The sequence below is a fragment of the Nocardioides sp. NPDC051685 genome (assembly GCF_044453405.1).
In the GTDB taxonomy this organism is placed as follows: domain Bacteria; phylum Actinomycetota; class Actinomycetes; order Propionibacteriales; family Nocardioidaceae; genus Nocardioides.
Map to the genome: position 1 here is coordinate 457,335 of NZ_JBITCR010000005.1, position 12,744 is coordinate 470,078.

General features: G+C 70.2%; 12 protein-coding genes. 10 read left to right on the forward strand and 2 right to left on the reverse strand.

What is annotated here, in order from left to right; all coding sequences use genetic code 11:
* Positions 1–88: 88 nt before the first annotated feature.
* Positions 89–1,258: a hypothetical protein gene (locus ACIA03_RS17695; protein ID WP_396984756.1), complete on the forward strand. Its 1,170-nt coding sequence runs from the start codon at positions 89–91 to the stop codon at positions 1,256–1,258.
* On the forward strand, positions 1,255–2,190 hold the full coding sequence (locus ACIA03_RS17700; RefSeq protein ID WP_396984758.1) for a hypothetical protein: 936 nt from the start codon (positions 1,255–1,257) through the stop codon (positions 2,188–2,190). The genes ACIA03_RS17695 and ACIA03_RS17700 overlap by 4 nt, the downstream gene beginning before the upstream one ends.
* A 3-nt stretch (positions 2,191–2,193) precedes the next feature.
* Here ACIA03_RS17700 and ACIA03_RS17705 read toward each other — a convergent pair whose 3' ends face one another.
* Entirely contained in the window at positions 2,194–2,829 is a 636-nt protein-coding gene (locus ACIA03_RS17705; protein ID WP_396984760.1) for a TetR family transcriptional regulator, read from the reverse strand.
* Positions 2,830–2,990: 161 nt separating this feature from the next.
* Here ACIA03_RS17705 and ACIA03_RS17710 point away from each other — a divergent pair, with 161 nt between their 5' ends.
* From ACIA03_RS17710 to ACIA03_RS17745, 8 genes are all read left to right on the forward strand, one after another.
* Positions 2,991–5,114 (forward strand): acyl-CoA dehydrogenase family protein, encoded by a 2,124-nt coding sequence (locus ACIA03_RS17710; protein WP_396984762.1) that lies wholly within the window; start codon positions 2,991–2,993, stop codon positions 5,112–5,114.
* Positions 5,115–5,202: 88 nt separating this feature from the next.
* A complete protein-coding gene (locus ACIA03_RS17715) occupies positions 5,203–6,915 on the forward strand; it encodes a right-handed parallel beta-helix repeat-containing protein (RefSeq protein ID WP_396984764.1) in 1,713 nt (570 codons plus the stop codon).
* Positions 6,899–7,294, forward strand: a complete 396-nt coding sequence (locus tag ACIA03_RS17720; RefSeq protein ID WP_396984766.1) for a hypothetical protein — start codon at positions 6,899–6,901, stop codon at positions 7,292–7,294. The genes ACIA03_RS17715 and ACIA03_RS17720 overlap by 17 nt, the downstream gene beginning before the upstream one ends.
* A 52-nt stretch (positions 7,295–7,346) precedes the next feature.
* Complete coding sequence (locus ACIA03_RS17725; protein ID WP_396984768.1) at positions 7,347–9,527, forward strand: acyl-CoA dehydrogenase; 2,181 nt, start codon at positions 7,347–7,349, stop codon at positions 9,525–9,527.
* Complete coding sequence (locus tag ACIA03_RS17730) at positions 9,524–10,042, forward strand: MaoC family dehydratase N-terminal domain-containing protein (protein WP_396984770.1); 519 nt, start codon at positions 9,524–9,526, stop codon at positions 10,040–10,042. The genes ACIA03_RS17725 and ACIA03_RS17730 overlap by 4 nt, the downstream gene beginning before the upstream one ends.
* Entirely contained in the window at positions 10,039–10,443 is a 405-nt protein-coding gene (locus tag ACIA03_RS17735; RefSeq protein WP_396984772.1) for a Zn-ribbon domain-containing OB-fold protein, read from the forward strand. Before ACIA03_RS17730 ends, ACIA03_RS17735 begins: the two co-directional genes overlap by 4 nt.
* Positions 10,440–10,823, forward strand: a complete 384-nt coding sequence (locus ACIA03_RS17740) for a MaoC family dehydratase (RefSeq protein ID WP_350720193.1) — start codon at positions 10,440–10,442, stop codon at positions 10,821–10,823. The genes ACIA03_RS17735 and ACIA03_RS17740 overlap by 4 nt, the downstream gene beginning before the upstream one ends.
* Positions 10,820–11,983 carry a lipid-transfer protein gene (locus ACIA03_RS17745; RefSeq protein ID WP_396984775.1) on the forward strand — a complete coding sequence of 388 codons (1,164 nt, stop codon included), beginning with the start codon at positions 10,820–10,822 and terminating at the stop codon, positions 11,981–11,983. Before ACIA03_RS17740 ends, ACIA03_RS17745 begins: the two co-directional genes overlap by 4 nt.
* Here the strand turns inward: ACIA03_RS17745 and ACIA03_RS17750 are convergent.
* Entirely contained in the window at positions 11,980–12,558 is a 579-nt protein-coding gene (locus tag ACIA03_RS17750; protein ID WP_396984777.1) for a hypothetical protein, read from the reverse strand. The two genes, ACIA03_RS17745 and ACIA03_RS17750, sit on opposite strands and share 4 nt — an antisense overlap.
* Between the last annotated feature and the right edge of the window lie 186 nt (positions 12,559–12,744).

Genomic DNA, 12,744 nt, shown 5'->3' on the forward strand with positions numbered 1-12,744 from the left:
CGGCATACTGCGATGCGCAGTTTTCAGTCACCGGGGACGAACCGAAAGCCAACAGAACTTGTCTCGACGACGCAGTGCGCTCGCCACCATGGCCGTGGTCGCCGTCTTTGCCTGGTTCTACTCGTTCGCTCTGGCCGTCCCGGTCGACACCGGCAGCGTCTCCTCGCTCTGGCAGGCGCGCGGGCACGCGTGGTTCGGGGCTTTCCTGGCCCGGGTGCTCGACGGTCTGTCGTTCCTCTGGGGATCGGTGGTCAGGTACGAGTACGCCCCGGCGCCCGAGTCCGCGTGGCCTGCGCTGGTCTTCGTCGTCCTCCTTTCCGGGTTGGTCTATGCGAGCATCCGAACCGGAGGTGACGGCGCCTACGCCGTCGCCGGCCGGGTGCTGGGCGCGTCCCTCCTCGCCGGCGGACTCACGAACCTCTGCGTCATCGTGGAGGACGTCGTAGCGTCTCCCTTCGGAGCCGCGCAGCTGTCGGCGATGGCGTGGTCGCGTCCTGACGACGGGATCTGGCTGGCCCTCAGCCTCGGAGTGGTCGGCGGCGTGGTGGCGGCGCACGTGGTGACGTTGGTCCAGCTCGCGGCCGCCGTTTCGGCACGTGCCGAACGCGAGGACTCGCCTTCCTCGGCGAAGGTGCCGAAGCTGAACCGTGCGCAGGGACGGGTGCGCGCCGTTCGGGGCGCGACCTGGGGTGTGCTCCCGACCCTGGCTCTCGCGCTCGGCGGTGGCTTCGTGTGGGACTACGGTCCCGACGTCTACTCCGATGCCGCCGTCGATGCGCGCCAGGGCTGGGTGCACGTGGTCTGGTTCGCCCACGCCAGCCTTGCGGCGCCCGATGATCCCTACTCGCTCGGCGGCACCTTCGACACGTTGATCTGGCTGCCGCGCACGCTGAGCTCGGTCGTCCTGGTGGCACTCATCTGGCTCGCGATCCGTCTGGTGGTGGCTCGTTGGCAGCGCGACGGGGAGCCGAGCATGCTCGGCGTCGTCATGCTGTGCTGGGGCATGGTCGCGGTGCTCGCCGTGGTCGTGGGGCTGGTCGAAGGAGCTGTCTTCCCGGTCCCCGAGCTCGCCCCGCCGGCCTACAACCCGCCGGCCTATATCCGCGCGTTCGACAACGTCGCCGACGCGCTGCGCTTTGCTGTCTTCTTCGGCTGGGCGACCGGGGTCGCCGTCGCGCTCGCGCTTCGACTGTCCGGCGGAACCGTGACCGAGCCGGAGACTGCTGAGCCCGTACCCGAGGGGAGCATGGACCGATGACCAGGCAGAGACCCGAGGGGCCCGAGAAGGCCGCGAAGGAGGTCGCGACGGAGGCCCCGAACGAGGCCGCGACGGAGGCAGCGGCGGAGGCGCCGACGCCGGCCGGCGACGTACGCCGCCGGGGTGTCGTGCCGTGGACGGTGTCGCTGCTGAAGAAGCCGACCGCGTGGGTCGTCGGCGTGGTCCTGGTCTCGCTGGGAGCGACGTTCGGCTCCGGCCTGCAGAATCTCTTCACCGGGCTCCTGCCCGAAGGATGGAGCGATCCGGGCAACGGCATCCAGCTGGTGGACGTACGCAGGCAGGCGATGAGCGGGCCGGTGCTGATCCCCGACGGTTCGCGCGCGGCGCCGTTCAAGGACTTCGACCATGCGCTGCGCGCGGTCAACGATCTCGACTGGCAGGCGACGCACGAGTGGTACGCCGTGGGAAACGTGACCTGGGAGGTCACCCTGGTCGGCCGGCACAGCGAGGACGTGGTGATCACCGATCTGCGGCCCAAGCGCTCCGGACCGTGCACCTCGATCCTGCGCGAGGGCACGGTCGTGGAGGACGTTCGCCAGGGCGGAGGGGGGAACAAGATCCTGCTGCAGACGGACCTGGACGTGTCCGCACCGACGCTGTCCTCAGTGGAGGACGGTTCGCCTTACTTCGCCAGCCGGACGGTGACCCTCTCCAAGGGCGAGACGGTGGTCATCCCGATCACGGCGACGAGCTCGGGGCCGACCTGCCGCTGGGTGCTCGAGGTCGACTACGTCGACCATGGCAAGCGCGAGCTCATGACTATCAAGGCTCCTGGCGGCCGCGAGTTCGGGATCACGGGCATCCCTGAGGGGCACCCCTATCAGCTCACCTGGATCCATGAGTGCCAGCAGGCGATGAGACCCGAGGACTGGGCTGAACGCAAGAAGGACCGGGACTACTGCCCGAGGTGACCCTCAGCGCAGCAGGAGGCGTACAGCGACGTCGATCGACTTCTCGACGTCCTCGCTGTCCATGCGGCCGGTGACCCAGGAGATGAGGGCGGAGAGCCATACGTCGGAGATGATCCGGATGATGGCGGCCTCCTCCTCGGTCACCTCCCCGTGGTCGGGGGTGCCGTGCATGGCGCGGGCGATGACGGTGGTCAGGCTGGTGCCGACCTCGTGGATCTCGCCGGTCACCGACTGGTCGGCGAACATGAAGGCGCGCACCAGAGCCTCGGTCAGCTTGGGCTGCTTCTGCAGGGCGCGGGTGCGGCGGTTGAGGACGTACATGATCCGCTCGTGGGCGGTGTCGCCCGGCGTCGCGCGGACGGCGGAGCGCTCGACGTCCTTGGTGAACTCGCGCGCCAGGGCGGAGACCAGCAGGTGGATCTTCGAGGGGAAGTAGCGGTAGAGGGTGCCGAGCGCGACCTCGGCCTGCTCGGCGACGGCGCGCATCTGCACGGCGTCGAAGCCGCCCTCGGCGGCGAGCGTGATCGTGGCGTCGAGGATTCGCCGACGGCGCTCTCGCTGAGCCGCGGACCCGCCGGTGGGCGCGGTGGCCGGGGCGGGGCCGTTGGTGTCGCGTGGCTCCGTGCTGACGGACGTCACTGGTTGTCCCCCTAGAACTATGACCGGATCTCGATCTGCTGATCTCAGGCTAACCGCATCGGCGCCCGAGAGTGAAACACGTTCCTCCGTGAGTCTAGACTTGTAACACGTTCTACATCAGTCTCTATTCCAGAAGGCCGCGGAAATAGTAGGAGGTTCCAGTGCCGATCGGCATCACCGACGACCACCAAGCCCTCAGCGAGAGCCTGCGCGACTGGGCGAAGGGCCTGGGTGGCATCGCGCTGGCGCGTGCTGCCGAGGGCCTTGCCGCCGCGGACTTCGACGAGGTGTGGCGGGGCGTCGAGGAGTACGGCGTCGCCGGCATCGCGGCGCCCGAGCCGAACGGTGGCGGCGGGACGCTGCTGGACGCGGCGGTCGCGCTCGAGGCGTGCGCCCATGAGCTGGTCCCGGGCCCGCTCCTCGGCACCTCGGTCGCTGCGTTCCACGCGGGAGCGGCCGGGCTCGACGACCTTGCCGGAGCCGTCACCACCGGTGGCTGTGGGATCGCACTCGACCCGGCCCTCGAGCTCGACGAGCGCCTCCGTGGAACGGTTCCGGTCGTCTACGACGGCGGCGGAGCCGCCCGGCTGCTGCTGGGCGCCCGCGGCGCCGACGGCGAGGAGCACTGGTTCCTCCTCGCCGCGGAGCAGGTGGACGTACGTCCCCAAGTGGGCCCCGATCTGACCAGGCGGGTCGCCGAGGTGCGGGTCGACATCGAGGCCGGCGAGGCGGTCGAGGTCCCGGGCCTGCGCGGCGAGGCGGTGCGGCGTACGGCCCTCACGCTCGCCGCCGCCGACGCGTCCGGGATCGCGCAGTGGTGCCTGACGACGGCCGTCGAGTATGCCAAGGTGCGTGAGCAGTTCGGGGCGCCGATCGGGTCGTTCCAGGCGATCAAGCACCTGTGCGCCCAGATGCTGGAGACCGCCGAGGCGGTGGCCGCTGCCGCCTGGGACGCGGCCGCGTCGGCCGAGGACGATGTCGACCAGTGGGCCTTCGCGGCCGAGGCCGCCGGTGTCATCGCGCTCGACGGAGCGGTCAGAGCTGCCCAGGACTGCATCCAGGTCCTCGGCGGCATCGGCTTCACCTTCGAGCACGACGCTCACCTCTACCTGCGCCGCGCGGTCGCCCTGCGCAGCCTCCTCGGTGGTGGCGACGCCCACGCGGTCGCGCTGGCGGAGCGCGCTGTGGCCGGCATCCGCCGTTCGGTCCGTGTCGACCTCGACGGCAGGGACGACGCGATCCGTCCCCGAGTGCAGGAAGCCGTTGCCGCCATCGCCGCTCTTCCCGAGGCGGAGCGCCGAGATGCCCTCGTCGACGCGGCCTACCTGGCGCCGCACTGGCCCGCTCCGTACGGCCTCGGTGCCGGTCCTGTCGAGCAGCTCGTCATCGACGAGGAGCTCGCCGCGGCCGGGGTGGCCCGTCCTGACATCAAGATCGCCGGGTGGGCGGTGCCGACGATCCTGAAGCACGGCACCGACGCCCAGCGCGAGCGGTTCGTCGAGGCGTCGCTGCGCGGCGGCATCGTCTGGTGCCAGCTCTTCAGCGAGCCCGGTGCCGGCTCCGACCTGGCCTCGCTGGCCACCCGAGCGGAGCGGGTCGAGGGTGGCTGGCGGCTGACCGGCCAGAAGGTGTGGACCTCGCTCGCGGCCGAGGCCGACTGGGCGATCTGCCTGGCGCGTACGAACCCGGACGTCCCCAAGCACAAGGGCATCACCTACTTCCTGGTCGACATGCGCAGCGAGGGGATCGATGTCCGACCGCTGCGCGAGCTGACCGGGGACGCGCTCTTCAACGAGGTCTTCCTCGACGGCGTCTTCGTGCCGGACGAGCTCGTCGTCGGCGAGGTCGACGGTGGCTGGCGCCTGGCCCGCACCACGCTGGCCAACGAGCGGGTCGCGATGGCCTCGACCAACCTCGGCGGCAGCGTCGAACGCGCCGTCGCGCTCGCCAAGGGCCGTGGTGGGGCCGAGCTGGCCCGGGTCGGCCACGCGGTCGCGCTCTCCACGGTCTGCGCGCTGCTCGGCGTCCGCTCCACCCTCAAGGCGCTCGCGGGTCGCGGCCCCGGCGCGGAGTCCTCGGTGGCCAAGCTGCTGACCGTACGCAACCGCCAGGACGCCTCCGAGCTCGTCGTCGACCTGCTCGGTCCGCTGGCGCTCACCGACGACCCCCAGGTGCGCGAGGATCTGCACCAGTCGCAGCTCACCCGCTGTCTCTCGATCGCGGGCGGCACCACCCAGGTGCTCCGCAACGTCGCGGCCGAGCAGATCCTCGGCCTGCCCCGATAGCTCCTGCCGTCGCAGGCGCGAGCCGCTAGGCTGCTCGGGTCCAACCTTTACCCAGGGAGGCGGCGCCTTGTCGGTCAGGACGATGCGGGTGACGGGCAGGGCAGGTCGTCGTGGCCACCCCACCATTCAGTCGGCGCTCGACGAGGCGGCCCGATCGTTCGGCGAGACCAGGATCCTGATCGCGCCGGGGACGTACGTCGAGCAGCTGGTCGTTCGCGGAAACGTCTCGTTGGTCGCCAAGGAGCCCGGATCGGTGACGATCCGCTCGGAGGCCGGCCCGCTGCTCGACAGCGACGGCACCGTCAGCCTGGTGGCGCTGCGCTTGATCGCGGACGTCGGCGAAGGCGTCGTCTGCCGGGGAGGGTCGCTCGAGGCGAGGGAGATCGACGTCGAGACCCGCGGCCCCGTCACCCTCTGGGCCGCGCCGGGCGCCAGGGTCGAGGCGCGGAGCTCCATCTTCCGCGGGGGCCGAGTGCTCTACTCGAACGCCTCGGGGACCATCGAGAACTGTGAGCTCGTGGACTGCCCGGACAACGCGATCGCGGTGATCGACGGTGCCCGCGTGGGAGTGCGGGAGTGCCGCATCGAGCGGCCGCGGTTCAGCGCGGTGAAGGTCGAGGCCGGGTCGTCGGTGACGATCACCGCTGGCCGCTTCTCCTCGTGCGCCCAGACGATGGTGGCGGTCCTCGGCGCCGGGGCACGCGCCGACATCGAGGCGACGATCATCGAGGACACGGGCACGGCGATCGGCTTCGCCGAGGGAGCCACCGGCACCGTACGCGACGTGACGGTCCGCCAGGCCCGGCATGGGTTCTCGTCGCGGTCAGGGGCGAACCCGACGGTGAGTGGTTGCGCCGTCGTGGGCTGCGTGGAGACCGGCATCAACGTCTCCGAGCGGGGTGCCGGGACCTTCCGGGAGTGCGTCATCCAGGACGCCGAGGCGATCGGTGTCTTCGTGAAAGGCGACGGAGCCGAGGCCGGCCAGTGGGGCGCGGTCGATGTCAGTGGCTGCACGGTCGAGCGGTCGGCGGTGGGGATCGCTGTCGAGGGCGCTGAGGCCCGGTTCCGCGACGTCCGACTGAATCGGCTGCGCTTCGCCGGGATCAGGCTTCTCGCCGACGCCGCAGCGACCTTCGACGCCGTGCGCGTCTCCGACACGCCGGTCGGCCTCGACGCTCGCGGCAAGTCGACGGGGACCTTCACGGGTGCGACGGTCATCGGGTGCAGCGCGCTCGCGCTGTCGGCCGTGGACGAGGCCCGGATCGTGATCGCGCAGAGCGTCATCGCGGACGCCGGCTGCGGTGGCGGTGTCCAGGGCACGGCGAGCCTGGTGCTGAAGCGCTCCGAGCTGCGGGACCTGGAGTCGTTCGGCCTGATCGCCATGGGAACCGGCACGCTGGTGGTCGAGGACAGCAGTCTGCTGCGGCCCGGGGCCATCGGTGTCATCGGGATCCACGATGCGTTCCTCGAGGTCAGGGACACCACGGTGACGGACGCGGCAGACATCGGTTTCCGGGTCCTCGACAAGTGCAGCGGTCAGATCCTCGGGTGCGCCGTGACCGCGGCCGCCGGGCTCGCGGTGACCAAGAACGACTTCGTACGCGTCATCGGGCTCACCTCCGCGCTCCGGACGATCACGACGAGCTCGGTGAGCGCCCAGGACGCGGTCGTCGCGCACGTCACGAACATCTACAACACGCCGATCTTCATCGGGCCGGTGTCCGGGCAGGTCGCCGTCGGCAACGGTTCCGTGGAGCAGGTCCAGCAGCGAGAAGGGGAAGTCGATGAGCGACAGCCATGACGAGACGAACATCCACAACAACCCGATGTTCTTCAGGGACTTCAACGGCCAGATGTCGATGGGCAACCGGGAGAGCGTCCAATATCAGGTCAACCCGGCGAGCAAGGCGGACATCGCGAAGGTGGTCGCCGAGGTGCTGAAGAGTCTCGAGGGCCTCGGGTTGCCCGAGGAGGATCTGAGGGAGGCCGTGGTCGAAGGTGAGGCGGTCCTGGCAGAGGTGGCCAAGGACGAGCCCGACCGCACGGTCGTACGCCGCGGCATCAACTACCTCAAGGGTGCGGCCGCGGGGATCGCGGCCGGCGTGGCCACCGGAGCCGGTCAAGGGGCCGCCGAGATCGGCCGGCAGATCGTTCACGACCTGGGCAGCCTGATCATCTGAAATCTATGGGCCGACCCTCGCGCGAGGAAGTAGAACACGTTACAGTTTCGGCATGGGAGACGAGACGCTCGATGCCGTACGCAGCGTGGTGGCCGAGGTCCTTGCCCGCGAGTCCGACCGGGGTGACTGGTCGGCCTGGGCGAGCGCCGGCCTGACCGCACTGCCCGTGCCGGAGGCGCAGGGTGGTGAGGGGTTCGGTCTGACCGAGATCGCGGTGCTGTTGCGAGAGACCGGTCGCCATTCGGTCCGGGTGCCGGTCTGGGAGACCCTCGCGGTCGGTGCGCTGACGGTCGCCGGCCACGGGACGCCCGAGCAGCAGGACGCGATCCTGCCCGGGGTGGTGAGCGGCGAGACGCTGCTGACGCCGGCGTGGCTGGAGCCGGGACGACCCGAGACCCCGACGGCGACCTATCGCGACGGCACCGTGAGCGGTCGCAAGAACGGGGTGACGTACGCCGCCGAGAGCTCGCGCCTCCTGGTCACCGCGACCGCGGCCGAGACCGGGGCGCCCGTCGTGGCGCTCGTCGACCCGGGCGGTCCGGGAGTGACGCTGGCCCCCGCGAGCACGTCGGGCGAGGTCGCACAGCACACCGTCGTGCTCGACGATGCCCCGGCCGAGCTGCTGGGTGACGGTGCCTTCGAAGCCCTGACCGGACTCGCGACCGCGGGGCTGGCCGCGACGGCCGCAGGAGTGCTCGCCGGCGCGCGCGACCTGACTGCCGGCTACGTCAGCAACCGGCGGCAGTTCGGCCGGGCGCTCGCGGAGTTCCAGGCGGTCGCGCTGCAGATGGCCGACGTCTACGTCGCCTCCCGCACGCTCGACCTCGCCGCCGACAACGCGGTGGCCGCGACCGATGCCGCCCGCTCGACGCCGACCGACCTGAGGGTCGCCGCCTACTGGGCCAGCCAGGTCGCGCCGTACGCCTTCCGCACCTGCCACCACCTGCATGGCGGCATGGGTGTGGACGTGACCTACCCGCTGCTCGGGTTCACCACCTGGGGCACCGACATCGCCCACCTGCTCGACACCCCGGCCGCGGCCGTCCCGGTCGAGACCGGCGATGCCAAGAACCTCGAGCTCACCGAGGCACAGCGTTCGCTGAAGGCCGAGGTCAGAGCCTATTTCGCGGGTCTCGCCCACGACGGTGAGCCGGGCGACCCCGGCCCCGAGGGCTCCTGGGACCGGCACGGGCCGACCTACCAGAAGCTCATCAAGCAGCTCGGCGACGACGGCTGGATGGGCGTCGGCTGGCCGAAGGAGTACGGCGGCCACGGCCTCGGCGAGGTCGAGCAGACGATCTTCGCCAACGAGGCGCAGTACGCCGATGTGCACCTGCCGGCCGTGACCCTGCAGACCGTCGGGCCGACGCTGATCCGCTACGGCACCGACAAGCAGAAGAAGCTGTTCCTCAACCGGATCCTGGCCGGTGAGGTGCACTTCGCGATCGGCTACTCCGAGCCCGAGGCCGGCACGGACCTGGCGAGTCTCCGCACCACCGCGAGGCGCGACGGCGACCACTACGTCGTCAACGGCCAGAAGCTGTGGACCACCGGCGGCCACGCCGCTGACTACATCTGGCTCGCGGTCCGCACCGACCCGGACGCCCCGAAGCACTGGGGCATCTCGATCCTGATCGTCGACACGACCGACCCGGGCTTCTCCTGGACGCCCATCATCACCGCCGACGGCTCGCACCACGTCAACGCGACCTACTTCAACGACGTGCGCGTCCCGGCCGACATGCTGGTGGGGGAGGAGAACCAGGGCTGGAAGCTGATCACCACCCAGCTCAACCACGAGCGTGTCATGCTCGGCCCCGCCGGCCGGATCGAGGGTCTGCGCGACCGGGTCCTGCGCTGGGCGAGCGCCCAGGGTGTCACCGACAGTCCGGACGTACGCGCACTGATCGGGAAGACCACCGCCGTCTTCCGCGTCAACGAGCTGCTCAACTGGGAGGTCGCCAAGGCCGCGGAAGCGGGGGAGATCGAGGTCGCCGACGCGTCCTCGTCGAAGGTCTTCGCCGCCGACCAGGTCCAGCACCTGCTCGCCGACCTGATCGCTCTCGTCCACCGGCACGGCGATCCCGGGGATCCGGACACGAAGAGCCTGCTCGACTATCTCGACGCCCAGGCGAAGCGGAACCTGGTGCTCACCTTCGGCGGTGGCGTCCAGGAGGTCCAGCGCGAGCTGATCGCGATGTTCGGCCTCGGGATGCCGAGGGTGCCCCGATGAGCGCGGAGAAGCAGACGCTGGTCGACGAGGCGGTCCACGAGAAGATCATGGCCGCCGCCGAGGAGATCACGGCGTGGGGCGAGGCCGCCGAGCGCGACGCCCGCGACCTGGTCAACCAGCCCACGATCAACAACTGGCTCGAGGCGATGGGCCTGGAGTCCGAGCGGTTCCACCGGGGCGAGGCGCCGCCGTCGATGGCCCAGGTGTGGACGATGTACGGCCAGGGCGGGAAGCATCCCGACCGCGATCCGCTCCACGCGATGATGAACGTGCTCACCGACGCCGGCTTCCACGGCGTCCTTGGCACCAACTCCGAGCAGAGCTACGACCGCTACCTCCGCGTCGGTGAGCAGGTCCGGGTCACCACGGCTCTCGACTCCGTAGTCGGCCCGAAGGGCACCGGGATGGGCGTCGGCTACTTCGTGACCTCGAGAAGCACCTGGTACGTGGGCGACGAGCGGGTCGCGACGATGCTGTTCCGCGTCCTCAAGTTCGTCCCCAAGGGGAAGCCGTGAGCGGCCCGGTGCGCCCGGTGATCGGCCGGGACAACGCGTACTTCTTCGAGGGCACCGCCAAGCAGGAGCTCCGGATCCAGAGCTGCAACGCCTGCGGGGCGCTGCGGCACCCGCCCGGCCCGGCGTGCCACGAGTGCGACGCGTACGACCGTGGTCATGTCGTGGCCGCCGGCGAGGGGACGGTCTACTCGTTCACCGTCATCCACGCGCCGAAGCTGCCCGGCAAGGAGCTCCCGCTGGTGGTCGCCCTGCTGGACCTGCCCGAGGGCGTACGCCTCGTGGCGGAGGTGACCGGCGTGCCACCTGAGGGCGATAAGAGCCTGCGGATCGGCGAACGCCTGGTCGTGGACTGGAACATCATCGACGAGGAGCTGACGCTCCCGATCTGGAGGCGACCGTGACGTTGCGGACCGGAGAGAAGCTGCCCGCCTGGGAGCTTCCGATCACCCCGACACTGGTCGTCTCGACCGCGTTGGCGACCAGAGACTTCCAAGACGTGCACCACGACCGCGACCGTGCCCAGGCGGCCGGCTCGAAGGACATCTTCATGAACATCCTGACCTCGACGGCGCTGTGCGAGCGCTACGTGACCGACTGGGCGGGCACCGACGTGCAGATCAAGGGCATCGCGATCCGGCTGGGCGCCCCGGCCTACCCCTACGACACGCTGTCGTTCTCCGGCGAGGTCACCGAGGTGGCGGACGGCGTCGCCACCATCAAGGTCACCGGATCGGTCTCCCTCGGTGCCCATGTGACCGGGACCGTGAGGGTCGCCGCATGAGCCTGAGCGGGAAGGCGGCGATCGTCGGCATCGGCGCGACCGAGTTCTCCAAGGAGTCCGGCCGTTCCGAGCTCCAGCTGAGCGTCGAGGCGACCCGGTCCGCGCTGGAGGACGCCGGGCTCACCCCGGGCGACGTCGACGGGCTGACCACGTTCACCATGGACACCAGCTCCGAGATCGCGCTGGCCCGCGAGCTCGGCCTGGGCGACCTGAGGTTCTTCTCGCGGATCAACTACGGCGGCGGCGCGGCCTGCGCGACGATCCAGCAGGCCGCGATGGCGGTCGCGACCGGCGTCGCCGACGTCGTGGTCGCCTACCGTGGCTTCAACGAGCGCTCGGGCCAGCGGTTCGGCCAGGTACAGCCCTGGGCCGCCCAGCAGGTCAACACCAACGGCATCGACAACGCCTGGACCTACCCGCTCGGTCTCTCGACCCCTGCGGCGACGGTCGCCATGCAGGCGCGGCGCTACATGCACGACTACGGCGTGACCAGCGAAGACTTCGGTGCCGTGGCCGTCGCCGACCGGCGCCACGCCGCGACCAACCCCGCCGCGTTCTTCTATCAGAAGCCGATCACCCTCGAGGACCACCAGGCGTCCCGAATGATCGCCGACCCGCTGCATCTGCTCGACTGCTGCCAGGAGTCCGACGGCGCCGTCGCGATCGTCGTCACCAGCCCCGAGCGGGCCCGCGACCTGCCGAATCCGCCGGTCACCATCGCCGCGGCCGCCCAGGGCAGCGCCGCCGACCAGTACGTGATGACCTCCTACTACCGCGACGAGATCGGCATCCCCGAGATGGGCGTCGTCGCCAAGGACCTCTGGCGCCAGTCCGGCCTCGCCCCGGCCGACATCGACACCGCCGTCCTCTACGACCACTTCACCCCCTACGTACTCATGCAGCTCGAGGAGCTCGGCTTCTGCGGCAGGGGAGAGGCGAAGGACTTCGTACGTGACGGGGCCATCGAGCTCGGCGGGCGCCTGCCCGTCAACACCCATGGCGGCCAGCTCGGCGAGGCCTACCTGCACGGCATGAACGGCATCGCCGAGGGCGTACGCCAGGTGCGCGGCACCTCGGTGAACCAGGTCGCCGGCGCCGCCCATGTGCTCGTCACCGCGGGCACCGGCGTACCCACGAGCGGGCTGGTGCTCTCCAGCTAGTCGGTGATGTCGCCGGAATAGCCGTACGTCGTGTCGTGCCAGGTGCCGTTGGCCGCACTGGTGGCGTGGAACTCGCTCCACGTGCTGTTGACGTTGGTGATCGGCGAGAAGTACATGCCGGGTGATGGCCGCGGCCCGGTGCAGGTGCCGTCGGCGTTGCACTGCCAGTCGAAGTCCGCGACGTGGCCGCTGAGCGGATACTGGGGGTTGAACTCGCCGGTCAACCGGAGGATGCGCAGGCCGTAGAAGGTGCCGGTGAGGCCGTCGCTGATCGTTCCGGTGCCGCCCGGGCTGACTCCCGCGAAGCTGGTCCAGGTGCCGTCGTACTCGATGCGGAAGCAGTAGTGCTTCTGCCCAAGCCTCCACACCTGGACATGCTGGAGGTAGGAGTCGAGGGCCCAGACGTGGCCGTCGCTGGCGATGTCCGCCACGTTCGTGTTGCCGATGGTCACGTCGTACAGCGTCGGCCTGTCGGTCGGGCAGGAGTCCAGGTCGGTGGGGACCGCCGAGGCAGGTGAGATGCCGGCGGCCAGCAGGCCGACGCAGAGGGCCAGAGCCATGAGAATCCGGCGCATGGCGCCACCTCCCCGTTCTTCACGGGTCATGCGCCGGGGACATTCCTGGGCGTGTCGTGAGTTCTTTCCAAGTTAGGTCTCGCTGGCGACCCCGTCGATACGCCAAATTGACGATTCAGTGGTGCTGGCCAGTCGCCCGACCGCACTGAAATTTTGCGCAAGCTCTTGCAGCGACAGGGACCAGCG

What these genes read in the sequence shown, in the direction of transcription:
- ACIA03_RS17745 (WP_396984775.1), top strand. Translation starts at nt 10,820, where the DNA reads ATGAGCCTGAGCGGGAAGGCGGCGATCGTCGGCATCGGCGCGACCGAG.
- ACIA03_RS17695 (WP_396984756.1), top strand. Translation starts at nt 89, where the DNA reads ATGGCCGTGGTCGCCGTCTTTGCCTGGTTCTACTCGTTCGCTCTGGCC.
- ACIA03_RS17730 (WP_396984770.1), top strand. Translation starts at nt 9,524, where the DNA reads ATGAGCGCGGAGAAGCAGACGCTGGTCGACGAGGCGGTCCACGAGAAG.
- ACIA03_RS17700 (WP_396984758.1), top strand. Translation starts at nt 1,255, where the DNA reads ATGACCAGGCAGAGACCCGAGGGGCCCGAGAAGGCCGCGAAGGAGGTC.
- ACIA03_RS17725 (WP_396984768.1), top strand. Translation starts at nt 7,347, where the DNA reads ATGGGAGACGAGACGCTCGATGCCGTACGCAGCGTGGTGGCCGAGGTC.
- ACIA03_RS17750 (WP_396984777.1), bottom strand. Translation starts at nt 12,558, where the DNA reads ATGCGCCGGATTCTCATGGCTCTGGCCCTCTGCGTCGGCCTGCTGGCC.
- ACIA03_RS17720 (WP_396984766.1), top strand. Translation starts at nt 6,899, where the DNA reads ATGAGCGACAGCCATGACGAGACGAACATCCACAACAACCCGATGTTC.